Below are 23,756 nucleotides of genomic sequence, written 5' to 3' on the forward strand. Positions count from 1 at the left end.
CTGTCAGTCCAGCAGGAGGGCGGGTTCTTCGAGGATCGAGGCGACGTCGGCGATGAAGCGGCTCATGCCGTCGCCGTCGATGACGCGGTGATCGAATGACCCCGAGACCGTCGTGACGTAGCGCGGGCGCACCTCGCCGTCGACGACCCACGGCTTCTGCCGGATAGTGCCCATCGCGACGATGCCCGACTCTCCGGGGTTGATGATGGGGGTTCCGGCATCCATCCCGAACACCCCGATGTTGGTGATCGTGATCGTCCCGCCCTGCTGGTCAGCCGGGGTCGTCTTGCCTTCACGCGCCGTGAGGGTGAGCTTCTCGAGCCCCCGCGCGAGTTCGCGCATGTTCAGGTCCTGCGCGTCCTTGATGTTCGGGACGAGAAGGCCGCGGGGGGTCGCGGCAGCGATTCCGAGGTTGACGTAGTGGCGCACGCTGATCTGGGCGCCATCTTCGGCATCCACCCACGCGGCGTTGACCATCGGTGTCCGGCGCACCGCCCAGATGACGGCGCGCGCCATGATGAGCAGCGGCGAGACCTTGACGTCGGCGAAGTCGGGGGAGGCTTTCAGCCGCTTGACGAGCTCCATCGTGCGGGTCGCGTCGACATCCGTCCACACCGACACGTGAGGTGCGGAATAGGCCGACTGCACCATCGCCGTCGAGGTGGCCTTGCGCACGCCCTTGACGGGGATCGACTCGACCCGACTGGCCGCTTGCGCGAAGGGCGACGCGACGCCGTTCGGAGCGGGGGCCGCGGGTGCCGCAGCCGGCGAGACCGTGATGGTTTCTTCCCGAACCTCGGGCCAGTCCGGTGTCTCGATGTTGCGGAAGACGCTCGCCTGCGAGGCGTGCTTCACGACATCCTCACGCGTGACCTCGCCTGCCTCGCCGGAGGGCGTGACGGCGGCGAGATCCACCCCGAGGTCGCGGGCGAGCTTGCGGATCGGAGGCTTGGCGATGACACCGACGGATGCCGTCACCGGTCGCTCCGCCGGCTTACGGCGGCGCGAGGTGACGGCACCGCCCGTCCCGTATCCGACAAGCACGGCGCCGCCGCCCTCAGAACCGCCTTCCGCTGTCTCAGACGGCGCGTCACCGGCGCCGGGAGCGTCAGTCTGTGACAGCGGAGCAGCAGCGGCGGGAGCGGTCTGGATCGTCACGATCGGGGTGCCGACGGCGACGGTGACCCCCTCTTCGACGAGCGTCTCGCCGACCGTGCCGGTGAACGGGGATGGCAGTTCGACAAGCGACTTGGCGGTTTCGATCTCGACGAGCACGTCGTTGACCTGGACGGGATCGCCGGGGGCGACCTTCCAGGTGACGATCTCGGCCTCGGTCAGGCCCTCACCCACGTCGGGGAGAACGAAGGTCTGCGTGCTCATCTCGGTCCTTTCGGATGCGCTAACTCCTGCATCTCTGGGGTCTGCGCTTCAGTATCGCCGCCGAGGCCGCGAAATTGCAGGAGTTCGGGCCATGGGGTGTCAGTAGGCGAGGGCGCGGTCGACGGCTTCGAGGATGCGATCGGCATCCGGGAGGTAGGTGCCCTCGAGCTTGGCGGGCGGGAACGGCGTGTCGAACGCCGACACGCGCAGCACGGGTGCCTCGAGCGAGAAGAACGCGCGCTCGGTGACGGTCGCCGCGACCTCGCTGCCGAGGCTCGTGAAGCCCGGGGCCTCCTGGGCATAGACCATGCGGCCCGTGCGCCGGACCGAATCGAGGATGGGCCCGTAGTCGACCGGAGAGAGCGACCGCAGGTCGACGACCTCGCAGCTGGTCCCCTCGGACTCGGCGAGAGCCGCAGCCTGCAGCAGGGTGCCGACCATCGCGCCGTGGCCGACGAGGGTCACGTCGGTGCCGCGACGAACGACACGGGAAGCGTGGAGCGGCAGGGCCGGGGCCGTCGTATCGACCTCGCCCTTCTGCCAGTACGCGCTCTTGGGCTCGAGGAAGATCACCGGATCGTTCGACGCGATCGCTTCCTGAATCATCCAGTACGCGTCACCCGCCGTCGCGGGGCTCACGACCCGCAGTCCCGGCGTGTGGGTGAAGTACGCCTCGGGGCTTTCCTGGTGGTGCTCGATCGCGCCGATGTGCCCGCCGTAGGGGATGCGGATGACGACGGGCATCGGTACCGCGCCATCGAGGCGGTTGGTCATCTTGGCCAGCTGCGAGGTGATCTGGTCGAACGCGGGGAAGACAAATCCGTCGAACTGGATCTCACACACCGGGCGGAATCCGGCCATCGCCAGGCCGATCGCGGTGCCGACGATGCCCGACTCCGCGAGGGGAGTGTCGAGCACGCGCTGCTCGCCGAACTCGGCCTGCAGTCCCTCGGTGACCCGGAACACCCCGCCGAGCCGCCCGATGTCTTCGCCCATGAGCAGGACGCGGTCGTTGGTGGCAAGGGCCTGTCGCATCCCGGCGTTCAGCGCGCGGCCGAGAGGCATGGGCCCGGATGCCGGAGCCGTCGCGGTGGCGGCTGCCTGGCCCGTGGAGGTCGAGACGGTGGTCATCGGGTGCCTCCCTCGAAGGATGCCTCGTACTCGGCGAGCCACCGACGCTGCTCGTCCATGAGTGGGTGCGGGTCGGTGTAGACGTGAGCGAACATCGAGTCGCGCTCCAGCCCGCCGAGCTCGTTCGTGCGGACGCGCAGATCGTCGGCGGCGGCAGCACCTTCGGCATCCACCTCGTCGAAGAGCGTGAAGGGAGCGCCGCGGTGCTCGAGGAAAGCCCGCATCCGGGCGATCGGGTCACGCTGTGCCCACGACTGCTCCTCTTCGGAGGTGCGGTACTTGGTGGGGTCGTCGCTGGTGGTGTGAGCACCGACCCGATACGTCATCGCCTCGATCGCGCGGGGTCCCTCACCGCTGCGCGCCTCATCGAGCGCCCGGCGGGTCACGGCGTAGCTGGCGAGCACGTCGTTGCCGTCGATCCGGATGCTCGGCATCCCGTACCCCTCGCCGCGGCGCACGAGCGGCGAGCGCGACTGCGTTGCCACGGGGACCGAGATCGCCCACTGGTTGTTCTGCAGGAAGAACACCTCGGGCGTGCGATAGCTGGCGGCGAAGACCATCGCCTCGTGCACATCACCCTGGCTGGACGCGCCGTCGCCGTAATAGACGATGACGGCTTCGTCGCGATCGAGGTCGCCGGTACCGCAGCGCCCGTCGAAGACCAGACCCATGCCGTAGCCCGTTGCGTGCAGCGTCTGGGCGCCGAGCACGAGCGTGTAGATGTGAGTGTTGCCGTTCGCGGGGTCGGTCGGGTTCCACCCGCCGTGCGAGAGTCCGCGCATCAGCTTGATGATGCCGATCGGGTCGACGCCGCGGATGCGGGTCACCACGTGCTCGCGGTAGGAGGGGAAGAGGTGATCCTGCGCACGGGCAGCGCGGGCCGAACCGACTTGTGCTGCCTCCTGCCCGAGACTCGGCGGCCACAGCGCCAGCTGCCCCTGCCGCTGGAGGTTGGTCGCCTGCCGGTCGATGGCACGGATGACGACCATGTCGCGGTACAGCATCTCGAGGTCCGAGTCGGCGAGCCCGTTCACGAGATCGAGGTAGGGCTCTGCCGCCGGATTGGGCGCGAGGGAGCCGTCAGCGGCGAGAATGCGGACGAGCTCAGGTTCTTCTGGCTGAGTCACGGTCCCTACGCTACCCGCGTGCGGGGTGCCCTTCCGGGAGGTCCTCTACAACGGAACCCGCGATCCGTAGCACTCTGTCCACAGACTCATGCTCTCCGACGGATATGCGCACGCCTTCACCCGCAAACGGCCGGACGACGATTCCGCCGTCGTGGAACGCATCCGCGACGGCCAGCGTGTCGGGTCCGGTGGCAAGCCAGACGAAGTTCCCCTGGGCGTCGGGGACGCGCCATCCCTGGTCGCGCAGGCCCGCCGCGAGCGTGTCGCGCCGCGCCGTGATCTCCGCGACCCGCTCGAGCAGTTCGGCTCGCGCGTCAAGGCTCGCGAGGGCTGCCTCTTCGGCGTGAGCGGTGACCGAGAGCGGGATGGCGGTGCTGCGCGCGGCATCCAGCACGCGCGGGTGTCCGATGCCGTAACCGACGCGAAGCCCCGCCAGACCGTACGCCTTGGAGAAGGTGCGCAGCACGACGACATTCGGATGCCCCGCCTGCAGCACCCGGAGCCCGTCCACGGCATCCGGGGAGGTGACGAACTCGGCGTACGCCTCGTCGAGCACGATCAACACGTCCCGGGGAACCCGCGTGACGAAGTCGTCGAACTCAGGCTGCGTGATGACCGGGCCCGTCGGGTTGTTGGGGCTGCACACCAGGATGGTGCGCGTGCGATCGGTGATCGCATCCGCCATCGCCGCCAGATCGTGCCGGGCATCCTCGGTCAGCGGGATGCGCACGGATGCCGCGCCCGAGACCTCCACCAGCGACGGGTACGCCTCGAAGGAGCGCCAGGCGTAGATGACCTCGTCACCGGGACCCGCCGTCGCCGAGATGAGCTGGGCGATGAGCGAGACGCTTCCCGCGCCGATGTGGACAGCGTCGGGGCTGACGCCGTAGTCGGCGGCGAGCCGTTCGCGCAACCGCGCCGCGCTCGCGTCGGGGTACCGGTTGACCGCGGTCACTGCGCGGAGGGCGTCGACCACGCCCGGAAGCGGGTCGTACGGGTTCTCGTTGCTCGACAGCTTGAACGCGTCGGGAGCCGCCTGTCGGCCCTGCTTGTAGGCAGGCAGGGCCGCGATCGCGGGCCGCACGCGAACGGGGATCGGGTCGGGTTCGCTCACTCTGTGAGTGTACGACCGGGCTGTTACGGGTCTGTACCCTCGTGAAAGACTGCGGGCATGAGCTTTCTCGTCCGCATCGTCGTGAACGCGTTCTCGATCTGGATCGTCACCCTGATCCCCGCCCTGGGGGTCACCGTCATCCCGTTCGCCCCGGGAGAGACGCTGCAGTTGGTGTTGACCCTCCTGCTGGTGGCGCTCATCTTCGCGCTCGTGAACACGATCATCGGCACCGTGATCAAGGTGCTCGCGTTCCCGATCTACATCCTGACGCTGGGCCTGATCTCGCTCGTGATCAACGGCTTCCTGCTGTGGCTGACGGCATGGTTCACGCAGTGGTGGGACTGGGGTCTGCGGGTCGAAGACTTCTGGTGGGGCGTGGTCGCGGCCCTGCTGATCTCGGTCATCAACTGGCTCATCGGCATCCTCCTCCGGCCCCGCCGCAACAACGACTGAGCCGGTCATCCGCCCCCGCGATCGGCGGCGTACTCGGTGACCTCGACGCGTTCGGCTGCGCCGAGCGTGGTCCATAGCTCCCGCAGCGCCGCGGCCCGCGGGTCGTGTGACGCATCCACCATGGCTGCCGTCTCGGCGTATCGCTCGATGCCGTGCGCTGCGAGAGTCAGGTCGTGCACGCCTCCGGCCGGATCCGCGACCCGCTCCGCGATGAAACTGCCTGGCGCCCCGACCGTCTCGGCGTGACCGCCGCCGGCGAGCCCCGCCACGGGGTCATCGACGTGACGGATGCCGACACTGAGCACGCTCTCGGGGACTGCTGCCTCGACAGGTGAGCCGTAGGTGACGAGGGTCTGGACGTCGTAGGTGCCCTCCAGCGCGAGCGCGGAGGCGAGCATCGCGCCCTGCGAGTGCCCGAACACGTGAACGGGCTCGCCCGGCCCGACCCCCGCTTCCCGGAGGGCAAGCTCGACGGCCGCGAGGGACGCCGAGCGCTCACCGGTGTACAGCTCGAGGTTCGAGCGCATGTCGAACGGGTCACCGGCACCGCCAGAGACGGCCTGTGTACCGGCGACATAGACGGCGGCCTGGGATCCGCCGCCCGGCATCACGTACCGCTCGACACGCACGCGCGCCTCGGTGGCGCCGGGGACGCGCCGGGCGGCGTCGGCCAGCCCCGTCACGGGACCGGATGCCGGTGCCGGCGCTACGGCGCGCACGGCTGTCGGGGCCGGCGAGAGCGGCGCGGACGGGGGAGGTGCCGACGGATGCCGGGTTCCGCCGCGGTGTCCCGCGACCGTCGCGGCCGGCCCACTGGTGACCGCATCCGCGGCCGGTCCCCCGACGGTGTCGGTGCCCGCGACATCCGGCCAAGCCCCGCGACCGACACGCCGCTCCAGAGCACGCCGGAGCCCACCGCGAGCGGGAGAGCCATGCCGGGAATCCACCAGGTCGCTGCCGCCACCTGTCGAGCCATCTCGAGCGGCCCGTCGCGCCGCCACGCGTCGATGGCAGCGTCGGCGGTGGAGGTGGCATCCGGATACTCCTGCTGCAGCAACGCCATCCGCGCCTCGATCACCCGCGCGGCATCGGCATCACCCGCCGCTGCCGCCGCCGCCTGCTGTACGCGCAGGTCGATGAGCTCATACGCGGCAGCGAGCGCGTCGAGTGCTGCGGCGAGCGCGGTCGGCTGCTCTGCGACCCGTTCGGCGCCCGTCGCGAGCCACCGCGCTTCGAGATCGACGCCGAAGCCGGTCGCGGCGGCAGCGGCATCCGTCGCCACCCATCTTGCGCGGTCCGCAAGCTCACCGACGCGGATGCCGAACTCCCGCAGACGGCCGGCGACAGATCGCAGCTGCTCGGTGTCGACCGCGATGGCGCCGCCGCTGCGGATCTCCAGATCGCTCACCCGGCTCCTTCCGCGACCCATCCGGCGCCGAAGCCCGCGAAGCTGCCGGCGACCGCGCCCGGCGCGGGAGATCCGACGTCTGCGCGCAGGTCGAGCGCTCGCTCCCGCAGGCCGCGCAGAGCCGCCGCGAGCTGCGCCATCTCGGTCTGAAACTCCGCGAGAGCCGGAGTCTCCCAGCCACTGACCCGCGCGATGGACTCCGCTTCGGCAGCGAGGTCGTCAGCCCACGACGCGAGCGCCGCGAGCTGCGCGCGCACGGCGCCCGCTGCCGGCACCGCGCACAGCCCATCCATTCCTCCACGGTGATCGACGGCACGCGTGCGGGAGGCGGCATCCGTGACGTAATGTCGACGGTTCGGCCAGATCATGAGTCGGGGGAGGAGGCGACGAACGGATGCGCTCACCGAGCAAGAGGGGTATGAATGAACGCATGACTGCGAACGCCGTCGAGCCGTTTCGCGTCGTCTTCGTCTGTACCGGCAACATCTGCCGGTCGCCCATGGCCGAGGTCGTCTTCCGTGCCCTGGCCGACAGCGCAGGCGTGGGCGACCGCGTCGTGTCCACCAGCGCCGGCACAGGCGACTGGCACGTCGGCGAGCGCGCCGACGAACGGACCCTCGACGCGCTGTCCCGCCGCGGATACGACGGCGCCCGGCACCGAGCCCGCCAGTTCGGGATGGCCGACTTCTCGCGCAGCGACCTCGTCGTTGCTCTCGACCGCAGCCACGAGCGCATCCTGCGGGGCTGGGCGCACTCCGACACGGATGCCGACAAGATCGCCCTCCTCCTGTCGTTCGACGCTTCAGCCCCGACCCTCGACGTGCCCGACCCTTACTACGCCCACGAGGCGATGTTCGACGAGGTGCTCGGTATGATCGAGAGCGCCAGCCGCGCACTCTTCCGCCAGCTGGAACCGGCGCTTCGTCCCGCGCCCTGAGGCGATCACCGCCCGGCGCAACGGGAGCCCGGACCGCAGATCCGACAGGAGTACCGTGACCTCCCTGCCCCGCGAGCACGACACCGCGCGTTTCGGCGACCAGCCGCTGAGCCCGCTGGACGGGCGGTACCGCGCCGCGGTGGCGCCCCTGAGCGACTACCTCTCCGAGGCGGGCCTGAACCGCGCCCGCGTCGAGGTCGAAGTCGAATGGCTCATCGCCCTCACCGACCGGTCGCTGTTCGGTACGGCACCGCTCGACGAGGCTCAGAAAGAGCGCCTGCGCGCGCTGTACCGCGGCTTCGGCGCTGACGAGATCGCGTGGCTCGCCGAGAAGGAAGCTGTCACCCGCCACGATGTGAAGGCCGTCGAGTACCTGGTGCGCGACCGGCTCGCCGAGCTCGGACTCGACCAGATCGCGGAGCTCACTCACTTCGCGTGCACGAGCGAAGACATCAACTCCGCTTCCTACGCGCTCACCGTCCAGCGCGCTGTGACCCAGGTCTGGCTGCCCCGGCTGCGCGTCGTGATCGATCGGCTCGGAGCCATCGCCCGCGAGCACCGAGACGCACCGATGCTCTCCCGCACGCACGGGCAGCCGGCGACCCCCACGACGATGGGCAAGGAGTTCGCCGTCTTCGTGTGGCGGCTCGAACGCGTCGAACGGCAGATCGCGGCATCCGAGTTTCTTGCGAAGTTCTCGGGCGCGACGGGAACCTGGTCGGCCCACCTCGCGGCAGAGCCCGACACCGACTGGCCGGCACTCTCGCGAGAGTTCATCGAGTCGCTCGGGATCGGGTTCAACGTCCTGACCACCCAGATCGAATCCCACGACTGGCAGGTCGAGCTCTACGACCGGATCCGGCACGCTGGCGGCATCCTGCACAACCTCGCGACCGATGTCTGGACCTACATCTCCCTCGGGTACTTCTCGCAGATTCCCGTCGCGGGCGCGACCGGATCTTCGACGATGCCGCACAAGATCAACCCGATCCGTTTCGAGAACGCCGAAGCGAACCTCGAGATCTCGGGCGGGCTGCTGGCGACCCTGGCGCAAACCCTCGTCACATCGCGACTGCAGCGCGATCTCACCGACTCGACGACGCAGCGCAACATCGGCGTCGCGCTGGGTCACTCGCTGCTCGCCCTCGACAATCTGGCGCGGGGACTGACCGAGATCTCGCTCGCCCAGCGCGCGCTGGATGCCGACCTCGAGAGCAACTGGGAGGTGCTGGCCGAGGCGATCCAGACCGTGGTGCGCGCCGAGATCGTCGCGGGTCGCTCGCAGATCAGCGACCCCTACGCGCTGCTGAAGGACCTCACGCGGGGCCGCCGCGTCGGAGCTACCGAGCTTGCGGAGTTCGTGCGCGGTCTCGACATCGGGGATGCCGCGAAGGAACGCCTGCTGGCGCTCACTCCCGCGTCGTACACGGGTCTCGCGTCGATCCTCGTTTCCGAGATCGACTGAGCGAGCGCTGCGGAGCGCTACGCGGTCGGCGCCGACGCGCCGCCGTTCTCGCGGTCGTCGGGCGTCGTCGCCGACGCCTCGCCACTCTCGGGTTCCTCATCGAGCAGCACCGGCCGGTCGATGGTCTTGGTGACATCGGCGGGGTCGATCACCAGCAGCAGGAGCGCCACCACGACGAGGGTGACGACGAAGGTCACTCCCGCAATGATTCCCGCGACGACGAGAGCGTTCTGCACGTCTTCGGCGGGGATCTGCTGGAAGAACCCCATCGAGACGAGGGTCACGATCCCCGCGAAGAGGGCAGCCGCGAAGGCGAGCCCCAGAAGCTGTACGGGGCGCATGATCTCGCGGCGCGAGGGCTTGTCGGTCATGGCTTCCTCTCCGCCGGGGTCTCGGCGAGGGGCGCGGCGGCCCCGGCATCCGTCGGACGTGGCGAGAACGCGGCGATGCCGAGGTACACGGCAACGATCGCCGCGTAGCCACCGAAGATGCCGACGGCGATGGTGATTCCGGTCAGGGTGAAGGTCTGCCCTGCCTCTTCGATGGTGTAGCTCAGCGCGTACTGCACCGGAACGGCGAGCACGCCCACAGCGAGCAGGATGCTGAGGATGCCGACGAAGATCGCGTCCCGGCTCTGGGAACGCGGCAGCCTCGACAGTCGGCGAGCCCGCAGCCCCGCGACCATCTCGACGATCCCGCTGAGCACGGACCAGGCGATCACGACGACGAAGAACATCGTGTCGGTGCGCAGACCCGGCATCCCGGTTGCCATTCCCGCGAGAACAGCGAGGATGCCCAGCAGCACAGCTGCCCACCGGTCGCCCTTCGGGAAGACCAGCCAGACCGCGGCAAACCACACGAGGCCCGTCGCTATCGCAAAGCCGCTGAACACCGCGAGACCCACGGCGGCGGAGTGATCGGGGGAGAACGTGATCATGAGCGCCGCCAGCGCGGCGAAGAACGCTCGCGCCAGCTGGAGATGCCTCACCTCGAGGGTGCGGATGGGTGCAGCGCTGGTCACAACTCTCAAGTCTATTCGCCGCGGCGCGCCTCATCGGCGGCCGCGGGCTGCCCGGTCACCGGGTTCCCTCGCGCGCGCGGGAAAACGGGTTCACCAGAGCGGGTGGATCGCCTCGCGCAGGTAGCGGTCGTACACGGCGTGAACCGCCTCATCGAAGCCCTCGAGATCGAAGGCGCCGGGTTCGAGCAGGCGCCCCGCCGCCGCGTTGGCCTCAGCCTGCTGGGGTGTCCGCGCGCCGGGGATGACGGAGGTGACGCCGGGCTGTGCGGCGATCCAGGCAAGGCTCGCGGCCGGAAGTGAGACGCCCTCGGGCAGGGCAGCCGCCAACGCGGATGCCGCGGCGATCCCGACCTCGAAGTCAACGCCCGAGAACGTCTCGCCCCGGTCGAAGGCTTCACCCTGGCGGTTGTACGAGCGGTGGTCGTCGCTCGCGAACGTCGTCGCCGTCGTGTACTTGCCCGACAGGAGACCGGAGGCCAACGGCACGCGCGCGAAGATTCCGACCTGCGCTGCGGCGGCCGCCGGCAAGACCTCATCAAGCGGCTTCAGACGGAACGGGTTGAGGATGATCTGCACGTTCGTGACCCCGGGACGCGCGATGGCCGCGAGCGCCTGCTCGCACGTCTCGACCGACACACCGTACGCCTGGATGAGGCCGTCCTCGACCAGGCGGTCGAGCGCATCGAACAGCTCGTCTGCGGCGATGACGTCGGTGGGTGGGCAGTGGAGCTGCACCAGGTCCAGGGTGTCGACGCCGAGGTTCTCGCGAGACCGCTCGGTCCAGCCGCGGAAAGCCTCTTCCGTGTAGTTCTCGCGCAACTGGTCGACGCGTCGCCCCATCTTCGTCGCGACGGTGATGCCGTGATCGGGTCGCGATGCGAGGAACTGTCCGATGAGCGACTCCGAGCGACCGTCACCGTAGACATCGGCGGTGTCGAAGAGGGTCACCCCGGCGTCGGCGGATGCCGCGAGCACGGCAAGCGCAGCATCCTCGTCGACCGTCCCCCAATCGGCTCCGAGCTGCCACGTGCCGAGGCCGATCGCTGAGACGTTTCGGCCGGTTCTTCCAAGGGGGCGCTGCTGCATGCATCCATGGTGCCATCGACCGCCGACGCTCGGGCCGCGGCTGCGTCCGCGGAAGGCTCTAGGGTATGGCCATGCCCGTCACCTACCACCGCGCCGCCGCCGCAGAAGTCGCGTCCGAGACGCTCTACCGGATGCTGTGGCTTCGGCTTCGGGTCTTCGTCGTCGAGCAGCGCGCCGCCTACCCGGAACTCGACGGGCGCGACATCGAGCCGGGCGCGGAGCTGATGTGGGCAAGCGACGGGGACGAGGTGATCTCGACGCTGCGGGTCCTGCAGGAGGGCGCCCAGATGCGCATCGGGCGGGTTGCGACGGATGCTGCAGCGCGCGGCCGCGGCATCGCGGCAGAGCTCATGCGTCGCGCCGTGGCCCGCTGCGACGAGCGGGCACCCGGATGGCCGATCGTGCTGGACGCACAGTCCCAGCTCGCGGACTGGTACGCCCGGTTCGGGTTTGAGGTCTCGGGCCCGGCGTTCTCCGAGGATGACATCCCGCACGTGCCGATGCGCCGCCCGGGAGCCGGGAGCTGAGGTCAGGGTGGTCGCGGTGCTGCGAGCAGTGCCGGAGCTAGAATCCGGCACGTGAGGCGGCCGATGCGATCGACGGTGCGACGGCTGGTTGCGCTTGTGGGGGCCACGTCTGCTGCCACCCTGGCGCTGAGCGGGTGCAGCGGCGGTCTGGTTCCGATGCAGGCGTGCCCCGCCATCGGCTGGATCAACCACGTGAGCGTGACCCTCGACAGCGATGCCACCGCGGTCACCTCTCTCGAGGTCTGTGACGGCGAGACCTGTGTCACCGGGCCCCACGACAACGCGGCAGGGTCATCCGGCCTCTGGCACTATGTCGACCGCGATGGCGACACCTGGAGCTTCGCCCTCGGTATGGCGACCCCCGACCCCGTCACCGTTCGGGCGCTCGCGTCCGATGGCGCCGTCCTGGCCGAGGCCACGGTGTCGCCGGAGTGGGAGCGCGTTGGAGGATCCGAGCAGTGCGGCGGGCCCCACGAGGGCACCATCGAACTCACGGTCTGACGGCAGCGATTCAGACGGTCAGTCGCTCGCGCAGGAAATCAACCAGCAGCTCGTTCGCGCGATAGGTCGGGTGGCCCGGGACCTCGGCCGAGGCATCCGTCAGCACCGAGTGCGCGTTCGTCGGGATGCCGTCCGCGTTGCCGGGTGAGGAATCGATCTCGAACGCCCGCCACCCCTCGCCGAGGAGGCGCTCGAAGGCGGCGAACCGCTCGGCCGGGACGCTGCGGTCCTGTGTGAACCGAAGGCCGAGGGCGCACAGGCCGTCGGCGGCGCGGCGACTGACGGCGGCCTCCTCGATGACGCTCAGGCCCGTCGCCGACCGTCCTGCGCCGACGGGAGGCGGCATGGCCGGCTGGGACACGACCGGAGCCAGCACGCTGTCATCCGCTGCTGCCGCGAGGGCGAATCCGCCCGAGAAGCACATCCCGATCACGCCGACGCCGGGCCCGCCGCACTCGGCGTGCAGCTGGCGCGCGAGTGCACGGAGGTAGCGGGCGATCGGCCGGTCGGCCCGGCGGGCGAACGCGGCAAACTCCCGTGAGACGCACATCCGCAGCGCCGACCCGGCGATGTATCCGCCGCTGACGGGGCGCCCCGGGGTTCCGATCACCGACGGGAGCGCGACGCGGAAGCCTGCCGCGACCAGTCGCTCGCCCAGCGCGATCACCTCGGGAGTGGCACCAGGGAGCTCCGGCACGAGGATGACCCCCGGCCCGTCGCCACGGTAGTAGACGTCATGGCTGACCCCGTCGTGTTCGAAGGGGGTGACCCGCCACTGCGCGAGAAGCTCACTCACGCGCCCAGTCAATCACCCCTATCCCCGGGGCGGACGCATCAGCGCCTCATCCCGCGCGACTGGCCCGGTCGCAACGGCGCGGATCGTCGACGACACGCCGGGCCGAGGCATCCACCGCCGGCGTGCCGGGTGCCGGATGCGCCGTTGCGACCGCCCGCGCGCTGGATGCCGGATGCCGCCACAACGAACGCGGGACGGCATGACGAGATGGACGAGCCGGTCGCAACGGCGCGGATCGTCGTCGACACGCCGGGCCGAGGCATCCACCGACCGGCGTGTCGGGTATCGGATGCGCCGTTGCGACCACGCGCGCGCTGGATGCCGGATGCCGCCACAACGAACGCGGGACGGCATGACGCGATGGACGAGCCGGTCGCAACGGCGCGGATCGTAGACAACACGCCGGGCCGAGGCATCCACCGACCAGCGTGCCGGGTGCCGGATGTGCCGTTGCGACCGCCCGCCCGGAGGCGCACGCCGGATGCCGTCAGCTGGCCGCGCTGAAGAACTCCAGGCCGGCGGCGCGGAAGTCTCGGGATCCCGGAGTGTTGAAGTGATGGCGGTCGGGAATCTCGACGAACGTGCTGTTCGGTGTCGCGTCGGCGAGGCGGCGGGAGCGCGGGAGGATCGCGTCCTCGCTGCCCGTCGCGAACAACACCGGCTGCTGCGGAGGCCGGGCAGGATCGGGGTCCCCGGCCTCACCGAAGCGCATTCCCTCGGCGAGCGCGACGAGAGCTGAGAGGTCGTTCCCGGGCACCCGCTCGGCCAGCGTCACGTAGTTGTTGGTGACCTTGTCGGTGACCGGAGTGCCCTCGGCGACATAGGCCTTGGCCTGATCGAGCTGGAGGCGGGCCAGCGGCGTGCCATCGGGGATGCCGCCGAGGACCGCACGGGTCACCAGCTGCGGGCGGTCGACGGCCAGCTGCCACCCGACGCGAGCACCGAGGGAGTAGCCGAGATACCGAGCGGAGTCGATGAGGTACGTGTCGAGCACCGTCGCGAGGTCGTCGATGAACGAACGCATCTCATACGCGCGGCGGTCGTGTGGCTTGTCGCTCGCCCCGTGCCCGCGCTGATCGACACCGAGGACGCGGAATCCGGCGCGGGTGAGGTCGCGCACCCAGCCCGTGTTCACCCAGTTGTCGCGGCAGCTCGACGAGAATCCATGGACCGCAAGGACCGTCTCGGCATCCGGATCACCCCAGGAGTAGGTGGCGATACGGTACCCCTCGCCCACCATGACGTACTGCGGGTCGGGCATCTCGGTTAGCGGGCGCGGTGCGGCATCCATGCGCCCATTCTCGCGTCGGGGAGCCCCCGTGCGGGATGGATGCCGAGATCACGGCGCGTCGTCGACGAGATTATCGAGTCGGATCTCGGCACGTGCGGTCAACGGATGCCCGGAGGAGGGACCGACCCAGGCGCGCAGCGTGCAGCGTCAGTCGGTGAGCTGCTGAATGCGGATGAGGTTGCCGGCGGGATCACGCACCGCACAGTCGCGCAGGCCGTAGGCCTGGTCGATCGGTTCCTGCACGATCTCGGCGCCAGCTGTCTCGAGTGCCGCGAAGGTCGCGTCAAGGTCACGGGTCGCGAGGTTGATCCCGAAGTATGAGCCTTTGGTGATCAGCTCAAGCAGCGTCGTGCGCTCCTGATCGGTCAGACCCGGGGTCGCAGCCGGCGGATGCAGCACGATCGCGGTATCGGGCTGTCCTGCCGGCCCCACCGTGATCCAGCGCATGTCCTCATAGCCGACATCGAGCCGAACCTCGTACCCGAGAACGTCCCGATAGAAGGCGAGCGAGTCCTCAGGGTCGAGGTGAGGAAGAAAGCTCGAGTGGATCGTGGTCTCCATACCGCTCACGGTAGTCCCGGCATCCGTCTCGCGCTTCTTGATTCCTGCTCGACGTGGTGCTCGAAGCGCACTGTCGCGTGTCGGCGACCTGACATAGCCTTCGGGCATGAATCGCGACGAACTCGAGCAGTGGCTGCTCGACTCCGACCCCACACTGCGCTGGCAGGTGCAACGCGATCTGCTCGGAGCACCCGAGCAGGAGTGGCGCGAGACGCGCGCGAGCATGGCACACGACGGTGACGCTGCGAGGCTGCTCGCGGTGCAGGATGCCGATGGGCAGTGGGCCGGAGGAGCGTACTTTCCGGCGGGCTACACGGGGGAGGGTTCCGGACAGCCCTGGACCGCGACGACCTGGACACTCACAACGCTTCGCGAGTGGGGACTGGATGCCGCGGCCCTGGCCGGCACGGCAGAGAAGCTGCGTGAGAACGCTCGGTGGGAGTACGACGACCTGCCGTACTGGGATGGCGAAACTGACGTCTGCATCAATGCGATGACTCTCGCCAACGGCGCGTGGCTGGGGGCTGACGTCTCGCCGATCGTCGAGTTCTTGGCGACGAAGATGCTGCCCGATGGTGGATGGAACTGCGAGTGGGTCGAAGGGTCGACGCGGTCGTCGTTCCATTCCACGATCAACGCCGTGCGCGGCATCCTGGCATACGAGCAGCTCACGGGTGATGACACCCTGACCGACGTCCGCCATCGCGGCGAGGAGTATCTGCTCGAGCGGCGGCTGCGCTACCGGTCGTCGACGGGCGAGCCGGTGGGATCGTGGGCTGATCTGCTGATGTACCCGTACCGCCACCCGCACACCGCCCTCAAGGCCGTTGACTATTTCACCGAGGCGGCGGTGCACGACGGCATCCGCCCCGACCCCCGAATCGCCGAGACCATCGAACGAGTGCGGGATGCCCGGCAACCGGACGGGCGATGGCTGCAGGGCGAGAAGCTCGAGGGCGCGGTCTGGTTCCCCCTGGATGTCGAACCCGGCGAACCGTCGAAGTGGGTGACCTTCCTCGCGCTGCGCGTTCTGCAGCGCTGGGATGCCGCGGTCAGCGGCGAATCGGCCGCGTGACCTGTTTCGCGACACAGGGAATCAGGGCCGCCGCGTCGTGTTCGGCGCGTGCCCGATAGACGCTCGGCGGCATGCCGACAAGCTCGGTGAACCGGGTGCTGAAGGTACCGAGAGACGCGCACCCCACCGCGAGGCACACTTCCGTGACACTCAGATCTCCCCGTCGCAGCAGCGTCATCGCGCGCTCGATACGTCGGGTCATGAGATACGAGTACGGGCTCTCCCCGAACGCCGCCTTGAACTTTCGACTGAGGTGTCCGGGCGACATGTGCGCGCCCCGGGCGAGCTCCTCGACATCCAGGGGCGCGGCATACTCGCGATCGATGCGGTCGCGAACGCGGCGCAGAAGCACGAGATCGCGAAGATCGTCGGGATTCGGCGGCATGCCGACGAGTCTCACACGGGGTGGCGCGCACTGTCGACGCGAGTGCGGCAAGATCGAGGGCATGACCACGGCTCTCACCCCAGACGGGCTGCGCTTCGTCACGGACTACCACCTCGCGACGCTGTCGACGCTCGCGCCCTCGGGCCTGCTGCACGTCGTCGCCGTCGGATTCACCTTCGCGGATGGCCTCGTGCGGATCATCACGATGGACGGCAGCCAGAAGGTCCGCAACATCGAACGGGACGGACGAGCCACGGTGGCACAGATCGCCGGCCCGCAGTGGCTGAGTATCGCCGGGCATGCGACGGTGTCGCGCGATCCGGATGCCGTTGCACGCGCCGTGGAACTCTACGCAGCGCGCTATCGGCAACCCCAGCCCAATCCGCAGCGGGTCGCGATCGAGCTGCGGCCCGAGAAGATCATGGGCTCGGCGGGGCTCATCGCGCCGTAGCCTCGACACACCCACGATCCGGAGGATGAGCATGGCACGGGCCCAGCACGACGTCGTCATCGTCGGTGCCGGGCTCGCGGGGCTCCGGGCGGCGATCACGCTGGGCCACGCCGGGCGTGACGTCGTCGTTCTGGAAGCCGCGGACGGGGTCGGCGGCCGGCAGCGCACTGACGTCGTTGACGGCTTCCTGCTCGATCGTGGGTTCCAGGTGCTCAACCCCGCATACCCCGCCGTGCGGCGCTGGGTCGACGTGCAGGCCCTGCGCCTGAAGCCCTTCCCGGTCGGAGTGCAGGTACGCCGCGAGACAGGCCTCGTGACGCTGGCAGATCCTCGTCGGCATCCGTCGCTCGTTCCCGCGACCCTGCGCAGCGGCCTTCTCTCCCCCGGGATGCTGCCTCCCTCGCACGCTGGGCCGCATCGGGCCTGCTGGCTCCGCGCCGCGCGATCCGCCGGGCGATCGCAGGGCGGGATCGTCCCGTGCATGACGCGTGGGATCGAGCCGGATTGACGGGTCCGCTGCGTTCGGAGGTGCTCGAGCCGTTCCTGTCGGGCGTGCTCGCGGACGGGGAGTTCGACACATCCGACGCCTTCGTCCGGCTGCTCGTCCGCATGTTCGCGCTGGGGCGCCCAGGCCTGCCCGAGCGCGGCATCCAGGCCCTTCCCGAGCAGCTTGCCGCGTACGCCCGAACCCTCGGGGTGAGCATCGAGATGCATCGGCGCGTGACCGGCCTGCGCGACACTCCCACCGGGGTCGAGGTGGCCGTCGCGGGCTCTGATCCCGTCACCGCGCTGGGGGCGATGGTCGCCGTCGGACCGGAGGCGGCATCGGAGCTGGTTCCGGTGCCGGTGCCCGAGACTCACGGGTTGCAGACGTGGTGGTTCGCGACGGATGCTGCGCCTTCGACATCCGGGATGCTCGCCGTCGACGGCACCCGAAGCGGACCTCTCGTGAATACGGCAGTCATCTCGCACAGCGCTCCGTCGTATGCGCCGGCTGGCATGCACCTGGTCGAGGCGACCTGTCTGCTCCCTCCCGTGGCGCGGAAAGAGCACGCTGCCGGACCGGCCGAGAGCGACGTGCGGCGCCACCTGACGCACATCTGGGGCGCGGATGTCTCAGACTGGCGCCTGCTGCGCCGCGACGACATCCCGCACGCTCTGCCCGTGCAGTCGGCGCCGCTTCGTCCCGTCTCGACGGCACGCCTGTCGGAGCGTGTGTACGTCGCCGGCGACCATCGCGACACCGCGTCGATCCAGGGCGCACTGGTGTCGGGGAACCGCGTCGCCCGCGCTCTGCTCGCCGACGCGGGCACCTGAGGCTGCGCGCGCACAGCCGACCCGCGGGCTAGCGCGTCGGGGGCACCGCGAAGCTGTGCGATCGAGCGATGTCGCGCGCGGCATCGGTGCCCAGGAAGGACAGAATCACAGCGGCAGCATCGGGCTCCGCCGATGTCGTCGCGACCGCGCCCGAGAACACCGTGTCAATCGCGCAGCCCTGCGGCATGACGCCCAGCACGGTGACGCCCGGTCGCCCGACGAGTTCACTCAGCTGCTGAAAGCCGAGATCCACCTCGCCATCGGCGAGCAGCTGAGCAACCGGGATACCCGGACGGGCCTGCACCAGCCGACCGCCAACCTCGGCGGTCAGGCCCCAGTCCTCGAGCATCCGCACCAGAGCCGTGCCGCTGGGACCTGTCGAGTATCCGATCTTCGTCGCCGCGCGGATGGCATCCCGAACGCCCGCGACACTCTCGAATGCGGGGTCGGTGGTCGCGGCGGCGGGAGTATCCGCGTCCGACGGAACCGCCACGGCGACCTGGGACAGCACGAGCGGGGTGACGGATGCCGGTGTGACGTGACCGCCGTCAGCAAGTTTCGCAAGAGCACCGTCGGCGAGGAAGACGAGGTCGAACTCCTCGCCCGCCGCGACGCGCTCGGCGGCATCGACCCCGCCGACGGACTCGGTCTCGACCTCGCCCAGCCCTGCCTCAGCGGCAGCTGTCATCAGGTCGGCGAGCAGCAGTCGCGTCGCCATGGACGAGATCGCCTTCACGCGGCATCCTCGAAGGTCTCGGCGTCCACTTCGGCGGTGTTCTGCGAGGAGTACCGCGGGCCCGACACGGACGGGGTGTCGATGAGCTGCCCTGCGCGCTCCAGGATGTCGGGCGCGATCACCAGGTCGGCGACGGCGATGATCTCACGCAGGTGGTCGAGGTTCGTCGTCCCGGGAATCGGCACGACGTTGCCGCCGCGGGACGAGACCCACGCCAACGCGAGCTGGGCGGGGCTCACTCCCGCCTCGGCGGCGAGGTCTCGCCACGCGGGAAGAAGTGCGGCATTGGCCTCCCAGTGCGGGGGCTGGAACCGCGGCATCGCCCGGCGGATGTCTTTCGCAACGAGGTCGTCGGGGTTGCGGACGGCGTCGGCGAGGAATCCTCGCGCGACCGGCGAGAAGGCCACGAGCGCGACGCCGTCAGCTTTCGTCGCCTCGAGCATGCCGAGCTCGGCGTTGCGGGTCCACAGCGAGTACTCGTTCTGCACGGCAGCGATCGGCGCGACCTGCTGCGCTTCCCGGAGGCGCGCGACGGAGACCTCTGACAGGCCGATCGCGCCGATCTTGCCGGCATCGACGGCTTCGGCGAGCGCGGCGACGCTCTCGGCGATCGGGACCGACTTGTCCCACCGGTGCAGGTAGTACAGGTCGATGTGGTCGACGCCGAGCCGGCGGAGGGATGCGTCGACCTGATGCCGCAGGGTCTCGGGGCGTCCGTCGATGACCCGCACGCCGTCGACCATCGCCATGCCGCCCTTACTGGCGAGCACGACCTCGTCGCGTCGGCCGGCGATGGCCGCACCGACGAGCTCCTCGTTGCGCCCGCCGCCGTAGAGCGTCGCGGTGTCGAGGAAGCGGACGCCCTCATCGAGCGCGGTCTGCAGCAGCCGAAGGCCCTCCTCGGGCGGTGGCGCGACCCCGTACGCGTGGCTGAGCGACATGCATCCGAGCCCGTACCGGGGCAGGTTCATGCGAGCTGCTCCTCCAGCATGCCGAGCACGCGGTAGCAGTCGAACACCTGCCGGACCGACGAGTTGGGTTCGCGGCCCTCACGGATCGCGGCGACGAACTCGCGGTCCTGCAGCTCGATGCCGTTCATGCTGACGGTAACCTGCGACACGTCGATCGGCTCTTCCTTGCCGTTGACGAGGTCGTCATAGCGAGCGATATAGGTGCCCGTGTCGCCGATGTAGCGGAAGAACGTTCCGAAGGGCCCGTCGTTGTTGAACGAGAGCGAGAGGGTGCAGATCGCTCCCGTCTCGGCTTTGAGCTGGATCGACATGTCCATCGCGATGCCGAGCTCGGGGTGGATCGGACCCTGGATGGCGTTGGCTTGCACGATGCGACCGGTCTGGTAGGCGAACAGGTCGACGGTGTGCGCTGCGTGGTGCCACAGCAGGTGGTCGGTCCACGACCGCGGCTCGCCCTTCGCGTTGGTGTTCGTGCGACGGAAGAAGAAGGTCTGCACGTCCATCTGCTGGACGGCGAAGTCGCCCGCGGTGATCTTCTGATGCACCCACTGGTGCGACGGGTTGAAGCGCCGCGTGTGACCCACCATCGTGACGCGGTCGGATGCTTCGGCCGCCGCGAGCGTGGCTTCGGCATCCGCGAGGGAGTCGGCGAGGGGGATCTCGACCTGAACGTGCTTTCCGGCCGCAAGCGCCGCCTGCGTCTGCGAGGCGTGCAGGCCGGTAGGGGTGGCGAGGATGACGGCATCCACGTCGTCGCGTTCGAGCACGGCGTCGTATCCGACGACGGCTGTCGGCACACCGTACTTGTCGGCGACAGCCTGGGTCGGTTCGGGTTTGGTTCCGCTGACGACGGTCACCTCGGCGTCGGGGATGTTCGCCAGGCCGTCGAGGTGCTTCATGCCGAAGGCGCCTGCGGCACCCACGACGGCGATCCGGACCTTGTCACTGCTCATTCGCACTCCTTCTTCGAACGTGGTGCGCCCCGTGGGGACCGCGCGATCGATCCCCACGGAGCGGGTCTGTGGTCAGGCGGTCGCGCCGACGGGTACCTTCTCGTCCTCCGTGTCGGCAGCCTCGGTGGGGGCAGCGACAGGGTTGGTGATCACGAGGTGACCGACCGCGGTGTTGGAGGCGGGCACGTGGTAGAACCGGTGGTTCACCTCGGGCGCGCCGCCACCGAACTGATCGTCCATCGCACCGCGGGCGATGAGCCACATCACCAGCTCGATGCCTTCCGAACCGGCCTCGTCGACGTAGTCGATGTGCGGCCACTCGGTCAGACCCAGCGGGTCCGAGATCAGCATGTCGAGGAACGCGTTGTCCCACTCCTGGTTGATGAGCCCGGCGCGGGGGCCCTGGAGCTGGTGGCTCATGCCGCCGGTGCCCCAGATCTGGACGTTCAGCTCGGGGCCGTCCCACTTGTCGATAGCGCGACGCAGAGCCTTGCCGAGCTCGTAGCACCGGCGACCCGAGGGCACCGGGTACTGCACGACGTTGACCGCGAGCGGGATGACCTTCACGGGCCATTCCTCGACCTGGTCGTAGACGAGCGAGAGCGGCACGGTGAGGCCGTGGTCGACGACCATCTCGTTCACGAGGGTCAGGTCGAAGTCATCCTGGATGACCGACTGGGCCAGGTGCGCGGCGAACTCGGGGTATCCCTTGACGTCCGGCACCGGGCGGGGGCCGTAGCCCTCGTCGGCGACGGGGTATTCCGCGCCCGTGCCGAGCACGAACGTGGGGATCAGCGAGGAGTCGAACGCCGTGGCGTGGTCGTTGTAGACCAGGATGACGACATCCGGCGTGTTCTCCTTGGCCCACTTCCGCGTCCAGGTGTAGCCGTCGAAGACCTTCTTCCAGTACGGCTCTTCGGTCTTGCCGAGGTCCATCGCGGCACCGATCGCCGGCACGTGGGACGTGTACAGCGCCGAGGTCAGCTTGGCGGGAGCGTTCGGCCGCATGGTCTCGGCCTTCTCGCCGGGCTGCGGCGGCGTCCAGCCGTCGAGGTCCTTCATGCGGTTGCCCTCGGGCGGCGGCCGCCCGAGATCATCATGTCGCGGTAGGCGGCCTCGCTCATGCCGGTCATCGAGCCGGCCATCTGCTGGAAGCTCAGACCGTGCGTGGCGCCGAGCTTGGCGAGGAAGTAGATGTTCCCGCCCTCTGCCATGGCAGCGTTCAGGTCGAGGTCGAGGATCGCCTGGCGCGCCTTGGGGGTCAGCTGCCACTCGTCGAGGTAGGCCTCGCGGTCGGCGAGGTACCGCTCGCGGTTCTCAGGCTTCATGAACGACATGCAGAGCTGGTTGATCTGGTAGCCCTTCCGGGCCTGCTCCGCGTCGAAGATGATCGTCCCGGGGACGTTCTTGTAGGGCTTGTCGAGTGCCATGGTCAGTCTCCTTCTGGCCAGTAGAGTCGCCGCGGGTTCTCGACCAGCAGCTTCCGCTGCAGCTCGGGGGTCGTGGCGATCTGGGGGATGTAGTCGACCAGCAAGCCGTCATCGGGCATGTGGTCTTTGAGGTTGGGGTGGGGCCAATCGGTCCCCCACAGCACGCGGTCGGGGAACTCCTCAACCACGCGTCGGGCAAACGGCACGACATCGGTGTAGGCGTGCTGTTCGCCGTCGAGAGCTCGGGGCCGGTGATACTCAGCCGCTCCGGGCACGACACCTTGGTCCACACGTTCGGGTTCTCGCGCATGAAGCGCAGGAAGAGATCGAACTCGGGACCATTGGGATCCTTGCTGACGTCGGGCCGGCCCATGTGGTCGACGACGACGTCAGTGGGAATGCTCGAGAAGAAGTCGTAGAGGTCGGGCAGGTCCTCGGCCTCGAAGTAGATGACGACGTGCCACCCCAGCGGCGCGATCTTCTCGACGATCTCGTGCAGCGAGTCGGTCGGCACGCGGTCGACGAGTCGCTTGACGAAGTTGAACCGCACCCCGCGCACGCCAGCCTCGTGCAGGTCGGCAAGCTGCTCGGCTGTCACATCGCGCCGCACCGTGGCGACACCGCGAGCGCGGCCGTCAGCGCGTCGCAGCGCGTCGACAAGGGCCCGGTTGTCGGCTCCGTGGCACGTGGCCTGCACAATGACGTTCCGGTCGAACCCGAGCTGGTCGCGCAGGGCAAAGAGCTGGTCGGCGGATGCGTCGCAGGGCGTGTACTTGCGCTCGGGGGCATACGGGAACTGCTCCCCGGGACCGAAGACGTGGCAGTGGGCATCCACGGCACCCTCGGGCACCTGGAACGTCGGGGTCGACGGGCCGTCGTACCAGTCGAGCCATCCGGGGGTCTTCTCGAACCCCCCGCTCGTGTCGCCGTGAGCCATCGTCAGTCCTCCACGTACTCGAGGCCGGCGGCGGCAAGCGGCTCGCGCATGCCATAGATGTCCAGGCCCAGCACGCCTTCGCGGAACTTCTGGCGCTTGGCCTCTTCGTTGTCTTCGCGCTTCTGGCTGGCATCGGCTACCGCGCCGACCAGCTCACGGGGAACGACCACGACGCCATCGACATCCGCGACGACGACATCACCGGGGTGCACCACAGCGTTCGCGACGACGACATCGACGTTGACCGACCCGAGGGTCGCCTTGACGGTGCCCTTGGAGTTGATGGCGCGGGAGAAGACGGGGAAGTCCATCTTTTCGAGGTCGGCGACGTCGCGGACACCGCCGTCGATGACCAGGCCCTTGCATCCGCGGGCGGTAAGGGAGGTGGCGAGGAGCTCACCGAAGAACCCGTCCTCGGACTCTGTCGTGCAGCCGGCGACGATCACGTCGCCCTCCTGCACCTGCTCGGCGGCGACGTGGAACATCCAGTTGTCGCCGGGCTGCAGCAGCACCGTGACGGCCGGTCCGCACAGCTTCGCGCCGGTGTAGGCGGGACGGATGTAGGGACGCAGCAGCCCCACACGACCCATCGCCTCGTGGATCGTCGCGACGCCGAACTGCGAGAGGCGGGCGACGTCGGCGGGGTCGGGCCGGTCGATCTTCGTGCGGACGATGCCGAGGTTGTTCAGTCGCATGATGGTCC

At 69.2% G+C, this 23,756-nt stretch carries 31 protein-coding genes and 1 pseudogene; 9 read left to right on the top strand and 23 right to left on the bottom strand.

The genetic code is table 11. The features are described from left to right. Nucleotides 1–3: 3 nt before the first annotated feature. The 4 genes from IT882_RS15310 to IT882_RS15325 all read right to left on the bottom strand — a co-directional run bounded on the left by IT882_RS15310 (nt 4) and on the right by IT882_RS15325 (nt 4,752). Nucleotides 4–1,380, bottom strand: a complete 1,377-nt coding sequence (locus tag IT882_RS15310) for a dihydrolipoamide acetyltransferase family protein (protein WP_195692556.1) — start codon at nt 1,378–1,380, stop codon at nt 4–6. Nucleotides 1,381–1,479: 99 nt separating this feature from the next. Then, on the bottom strand, nt 1,480–2,445 hold the full coding sequence (locus IT882_RS15315) for an alpha-ketoacid dehydrogenase subunit beta (RefSeq protein ID WP_195694463.1): 966 nt from the start codon (nt 2,443–2,445) through the stop codon (nt 1,480–1,482). 62 nt (nt 2,446–2,507) lie between these two features. Further along, nucleotides 2,508–3,638: a thiamine pyrophosphate-dependent enzyme gene (locus IT882_RS15320; protein WP_195692557.1), complete on the bottom strand. Its 1,131-nt coding sequence runs from the start codon at nt 3,636–3,638 to the stop codon at nt 2,508–2,510. 10 nt (nt 3,639–3,648) lie between these two features. Next, complete coding sequence (locus IT882_RS15325) at nt 3,649–4,752, bottom strand: histidinol-phosphate transaminase (RefSeq protein WP_195692558.1); 1,104 nt, start codon at nt 4,750–4,752, stop codon at nt 3,649–3,651. Between the two features lie 57 nt (nt 4,753–4,809). Between IT882_RS15325 and IT882_RS15330 the strand changes: the two genes are divergently transcribed. Then, the gene (locus IT882_RS15330; protein WP_195692559.1) at nt 4,810–5,205 is read left to right on the top strand and encodes a phage holin family protein; all 396 of its coding nucleotides are present in this window, start codon (nt 4,810–4,812) and stop codon (nt 5,203–5,205) included. 5 nt (nt 5,206–5,210) lie between these two features. Here IT882_RS15330 and IT882_RS15335 read toward each other — a convergent pair whose 3' ends face one another. From IT882_RS15335 to IT882_RS15345, 3 genes are read right to left on the bottom strand one after another with little or no spacing between them, the layout of a single operon-like run. Continuing rightward, entirely contained in the window at nt 5,211–5,924 is a 714-nt protein-coding gene (locus IT882_RS15335) for an alpha/beta hydrolase (protein ID WP_195692560.1), read from the bottom strand. Further along, complete coding sequence (locus IT882_RS15340; protein WP_195692561.1) at nt 5,912–6,613, bottom strand: hypothetical protein; 702 nt, start codon at nt 6,611–6,613, stop codon at nt 5,912–5,914. Before IT882_RS15340 ends, IT882_RS15335 begins: the two co-directional genes overlap by 13 nt. Then, nucleotides 6,610–7,017 (bottom strand): hypothetical protein, encoded by a 408-nt coding sequence (locus IT882_RS15345; protein ID WP_195692562.1) that lies wholly within the window; start codon nt 7,015–7,017, stop codon nt 6,610–6,612. Before IT882_RS15345 ends, IT882_RS15340 begins: the two co-directional genes overlap by 4 nt. 26 nt (nt 7,018–7,043) lie before the next feature. Here IT882_RS15345 and IT882_RS15350 point away from each other — a divergent pair, with 26 nt between their 5' ends. After that, the gene (locus IT882_RS15350) at nt 7,044–7,550 is read left to right on the top strand and encodes a low molecular weight protein-tyrosine-phosphatase (RefSeq protein ID WP_195692563.1); all 507 of its coding nucleotides are present in this window, start codon (nt 7,044–7,046) and stop codon (nt 7,548–7,550) included. 55 nt (nt 7,551–7,605) lie between these two features. After that, a complete protein-coding gene (gene purB, locus IT882_RS15355) occupies nt 7,606–9,015 on the top strand; it encodes an adenylosuccinate lyase (protein ID WP_229382184.1) in 1,410 nt (469 codons plus the stop codon). 17 nt (nt 9,016–9,032) lie between these two features. On the opposite strand, the gene IT882_RS15360 is transcribed toward purB, so the two are convergent. From IT882_RS15360 to IT882_RS15370, 3 genes are all read right to left on the bottom strand, one after another. Beyond that, nucleotides 9,033–9,386, bottom strand: coding sequence for an amino acid transporter (locus tag IT882_RS15360; RefSeq protein ID WP_195692564.1), 354 nt, complete (start codon nt 9,384–9,386; stop codon nt 9,033–9,035). Next, complete coding sequence (locus tag IT882_RS15365) at nt 9,383–10,036, bottom strand: acyl-CoA synthetase (protein WP_195692565.1); 654 nt, start codon at nt 10,034–10,036, stop codon at nt 9,383–9,385. The genes IT882_RS15360 and IT882_RS15365 overlap by 4 nt, the downstream gene beginning before the upstream one ends. Nucleotides 10,037–10,126: 90 nt before the next feature. After that, complete coding sequence (locus tag IT882_RS15370; protein WP_195692566.1) at nt 10,127–11,122, bottom strand: aldo/keto reductase; 996 nt, start codon at nt 11,120–11,122, stop codon at nt 10,127–10,129. A 71-nt stretch (nt 11,123–11,193) separates the two neighbouring features. On the opposite strand from IT882_RS15370, the gene IT882_RS15375 reads away from it, so the two are divergent. Together IT882_RS15375 and IT882_RS15380 are read left to right on the top strand one after the other, a co-directional pair. Further along, a complete protein-coding gene (locus IT882_RS15375; RefSeq protein WP_195692567.1) occupies nt 11,194–11,649 on the top strand; it encodes a GNAT family N-acetyltransferase in 456 nt (151 codons plus the stop codon). A 51-nt stretch (nt 11,650–11,700) separates the two neighbouring features. Beyond that, nucleotides 11,701–12,150: a hypothetical protein gene (locus IT882_RS15380; protein ID WP_195692568.1), complete on the top strand. Its 450-nt coding sequence runs from the start codon at nt 11,701–11,703 to the stop codon at nt 12,148–12,150. Between the two features lie 10 nt (nt 12,151–12,160). Here IT882_RS15380 and IT882_RS15385 read toward each other — a convergent pair whose 3' ends face one another. The 4 genes from IT882_RS15385 to IT882_RS15400 form a co-directional block, all read right to left on the bottom strand. Then, a complete protein-coding gene (locus IT882_RS15385; protein WP_229382185.1) occupies nt 12,161–12,946 on the bottom strand; it encodes a dienelactone hydrolase family protein in 786 nt (261 codons plus the stop codon). A 38-nt stretch (nt 12,947–12,984) separates the two neighbouring features. Next, entirely contained in the window at nt 12,985–13,362 is a 378-nt protein-coding gene (locus IT882_RS15390; protein ID WP_195692570.1) for a hypothetical protein, read from the bottom strand. A gap of 71 nt (nt 13,363–13,433) precedes the next feature. Beyond that, nucleotides 13,434–14,237 (bottom strand): alpha/beta fold hydrolase, encoded by an 804-nt coding sequence (locus IT882_RS15395; protein ID WP_195692571.1) that lies wholly within the window; start codon nt 14,235–14,237, stop codon nt 13,434–13,436. Nucleotides 14,238–14,384: 147 nt separating this feature from the next. Beyond that, entirely contained in the window at nt 14,385–14,798 is a 414-nt protein-coding gene (locus IT882_RS15400) for a VOC family protein (RefSeq protein WP_195692572.1), read from the bottom strand. A 106-nt stretch (nt 14,799–14,904) separates the two neighbouring features. On the opposite strand from IT882_RS15400, the gene IT882_RS15405 reads away from it, so the two are divergent. Then, nucleotides 14,905–15,873 carry a squalene cyclase gene (locus tag IT882_RS15405; RefSeq protein ID WP_195692573.1) on the top strand — a complete coding sequence of 323 codons (969 nt, stop codon included), beginning with the start codon at nt 14,905–14,907 and terminating at the stop codon, nt 15,871–15,873. On the opposite strand, the gene IT882_RS15410 is transcribed toward IT882_RS15405, so the two are convergent. Then, entirely contained in the window at nt 15,851–16,258 is a 408-nt protein-coding gene (locus IT882_RS15410; protein ID WP_195692574.1) for a helix-turn-helix transcriptional regulator, read from the bottom strand. The two genes, IT882_RS15405 and IT882_RS15410, sit on opposite strands and share 23 nt — an antisense overlap. A 61-nt stretch (nt 16,259–16,319) precedes the next feature. On the opposite strand from IT882_RS15410, the gene IT882_RS15415 reads away from it, so the two are divergent. Genes IT882_RS15415 through IT882_RS15420 form a run of 3 tightly spaced genes read left to right on the top strand, consistent with a single transcriptional unit; the run spans nt 16,320 to nt 18,026 of the window. Next, complete coding sequence (locus IT882_RS15415) at nt 16,320–16,709, top strand: TIGR03618 family F420-dependent PPOX class oxidoreductase (RefSeq protein ID WP_195692575.1); 390 nt, start codon at nt 16,320–16,322, stop codon at nt 16,707–16,709. A gap of 25 nt (nt 16,710–16,734) precedes the next feature. Beyond that, nucleotides 16,735–17,217, top strand: coding sequence for an FAD-dependent oxidoreductase (locus IT882_RS17210; protein WP_324253896.1), 483 nt, complete (start codon nt 16,735–16,737; stop codon nt 17,215–17,217). Beyond that, nucleotides 17,187–18,026 carry an FAD-dependent oxidoreductase gene (locus tag IT882_RS15420; protein ID WP_324253897.1) on the top strand — a complete coding sequence of 280 codons (840 nt, stop codon included), beginning with the start codon at nt 17,187–17,189 and terminating at the stop codon, nt 18,024–18,026. Before IT882_RS17210 ends, IT882_RS15420 begins: the two co-directional genes overlap by 31 nt. Nucleotides 18,027–18,054: 28 nt before the next feature. Here the strand turns inward: IT882_RS15420 and IT882_RS15425 are convergent, their stop codons facing one another. The 8 genes and pseudogenes from IT882_RS15425 to ligK form a co-directional block, all read right to left on the bottom strand. Continuing rightward, the gene (locus IT882_RS15425; RefSeq protein ID WP_229382186.1) at nt 18,055–18,762 is read right to left on the bottom strand and encodes a substrate-binding domain-containing protein; all 708 of its coding nucleotides are present in this window, start codon (nt 18,760–18,762) and stop codon (nt 18,055–18,057) included. Beyond that, nucleotides 18,759–19,733, bottom strand: a complete 975-nt coding sequence (locus IT882_RS15430; RefSeq protein WP_195692576.1) for an aldo/keto reductase — start codon at nt 19,731–19,733, stop codon at nt 18,759–18,761. The genes IT882_RS15425 and IT882_RS15430 overlap by 4 nt, the downstream gene beginning before the upstream one ends. Continuing rightward, nucleotides 19,730–20,686 carry a Gfo/Idh/MocA family oxidoreductase gene (locus IT882_RS15435; RefSeq protein ID WP_195692577.1) on the bottom strand — a complete coding sequence of 319 codons (957 nt, stop codon included), beginning with the start codon at nt 20,684–20,686 and terminating at the stop codon, nt 19,730–19,732. The genes IT882_RS15430 and IT882_RS15435 overlap by 4 nt, the downstream gene beginning before the upstream one ends. 72 nt (nt 20,687–20,758) lie before the next feature. Continuing rightward, entirely contained in the window at nt 20,759–21,748 is a 990-nt protein-coding gene (locus IT882_RS15440; RefSeq protein ID WP_229382187.1) for a class III extradiol dioxygenase subunit beta, read from the bottom strand. Further along, nucleotides 21,745–22,116: a protocatechuate 4,5-dioxygenase subunit alpha gene (gene ligA, locus IT882_RS15445; protein WP_195692578.1), complete on the bottom strand. Its 372-nt coding sequence runs from the start codon at nt 22,114–22,116 to the stop codon at nt 21,745–21,747. The genes IT882_RS15440 and ligA overlap by 4 nt, the downstream gene beginning before the upstream one ends. 2 nt (nt 22,117–22,118) lie before the next feature. Further along, complete coding sequence (locus IT882_RS17420; RefSeq protein WP_418887797.1) at nt 22,119–22,406, bottom strand: amidohydrolase family protein; 288 nt, start codon at nt 22,404–22,406, stop codon at nt 22,119–22,121. Nucleotides 22,407–22,408: 2 nt separating this feature from the next. Next, a pseudogene (locus IT882_RS17425) lies at nt 22,409–23,053 on the bottom strand (amidohydrolase family protein); the annotation flags it as partial. A gap of 2 nt (nt 23,054–23,055) precedes the next feature. After that, nucleotides 23,056–23,748 (bottom strand): 4-carboxy-4-hydroxy-2-oxoadipate aldolase/oxaloacetate decarboxylase, encoded by a 693-nt coding sequence (ligK, locus tag IT882_RS15455; protein ID WP_195692579.1) that lies wholly within the window; start codon nt 23,746–23,748, stop codon nt 23,056–23,058. Between the last annotated feature and the right edge of the window lie 8 nt (nt 23,749–23,756).

Source organism: Microbacterium schleiferi (genome assembly GCF_015565955.1).
In the GTDB taxonomy this organism is placed as follows: Bacteria; Actinomycetota; Actinomycetes; order Actinomycetales; family Microbacteriaceae; genus Microbacterium; species Microbacterium schleiferi_A.

Excerpts from the sequence above, each read along its gene's own strand:
- IT882_RS15310 (WP_195692556.1), bottom strand. The coding sequence starts at position 1,380 with ATGAGCACGCAGACCTTCGTTCTCCCCGACGTGGGTGAGGGCCTGACC.
- IT882_RS15315 (WP_195694463.1), bottom strand. The coding sequence starts at position 2,445 with ATGCCTCTCGGCCGCGCGCTGAACGCCGGGATGCGACAGGCCCTTGCC.
- IT882_RS15330 (WP_195692559.1), top strand. The coding sequence starts at position 4,810 with ATGAGCTTTCTCGTCCGCATCGTCGTGAACGCGTTCTCGATCTGGATC.
- IT882_RS15350 (WP_195692563.1), top strand. The coding sequence starts at position 7,044 with ATGACTGCGAACGCCGTCGAGCCGTTTCGCGTCGTCTTCGTCTGTACC.
- IT882_RS15360 (WP_195692564.1), bottom strand. The coding sequence starts at position 9,386 with ATGACCGACAAGCCCTCGCGCCGCGAGATCATGCGCCCCGTACAGCTT.
- IT882_RS15370 (WP_195692566.1), bottom strand. The coding sequence starts at position 11,122 with ATGCAGCAGCGCCCCCTTGGAAGAACCGGCCGAAACGTCTCAGCGATC.
- IT882_RS15375 (WP_195692567.1), top strand. The coding sequence starts at position 11,194 with ATGCCCGTCACCTACCACCGCGCCGCCGCCGCAGAAGTCGCGTCCGAG.
- IT882_RS15390 (WP_195692570.1), bottom strand. The coding sequence starts at position 13,362 with ATGCCTCGGCCCGGCGTGTTGTCTACGATCCGCGCCGTTGCGACCGGC.
- IT882_RS15395 (WP_195692571.1), bottom strand. The coding sequence starts at position 14,237 with ATGGATGCCGCACCGCGCCCGCTAACCGAGATGCCCGACCCGCAGTAC.
- IT882_RS15400 (WP_195692572.1), bottom strand. The coding sequence starts at position 14,798 with ATGGAGACCACGATCCACTCGAGCTTTCTTCCTCACCTCGACCCTGAG.
- IT882_RS15405 (WP_195692573.1), top strand. The coding sequence starts at position 14,905 with ATGAATCGCGACGAACTCGAGCAGTGGCTGCTCGACTCCGACCCCACA.
- IT882_RS15410 (WP_195692574.1), bottom strand. The coding sequence starts at position 16,258 with ATGCCGCCGAATCCCGACGATCTTCGCGATCTCGTGCTTCTGCGCCGC.
- IT882_RS15415 (WP_195692575.1), top strand. The coding sequence starts at position 16,320 with ATGACCACGGCTCTCACCCCAGACGGGCTGCGCTTCGTCACGGACTAC.
- IT882_RS17210 (WP_324253896.1), top strand. The coding sequence starts at position 16,735 with ATGAGCATGGCACGGGCCCAGCACGACGTCGTCATCGTCGGTGCCGGG.
- IT882_RS15430 (WP_195692576.1), bottom strand. The coding sequence starts at position 19,733 with ATGAACCTGCCCCGGTACGGGCTCGGATGCATGTCGCTCAGCCACGCG.
- IT882_RS15435 (WP_195692577.1), bottom strand. The coding sequence starts at position 20,686 with ATGAGCAGTGACAAGGTCCGGATCGCCGTCGTGGGTGCCGCAGGCGCC.
- IT882_RS15440 (WP_229382187.1), bottom strand. The coding sequence starts at position 21,748 with ATGAAGGACCTCGACGGCTGGACGCCGCCGCAGCCCGGCGAGAAGGCC.
- ligA (WP_195692578.1), bottom strand. The coding sequence starts at position 22,116 with ATGGCACTCGACAAGCCCTACAAGAACGTCCCCGGGACGATCATCTTC.
- ligK (WP_195692579.1), bottom strand. The coding sequence starts at position 23,748 with ATGCGACTGAACAACCTCGGCATCGTCCGCACGAAGATCGACCGGCCC.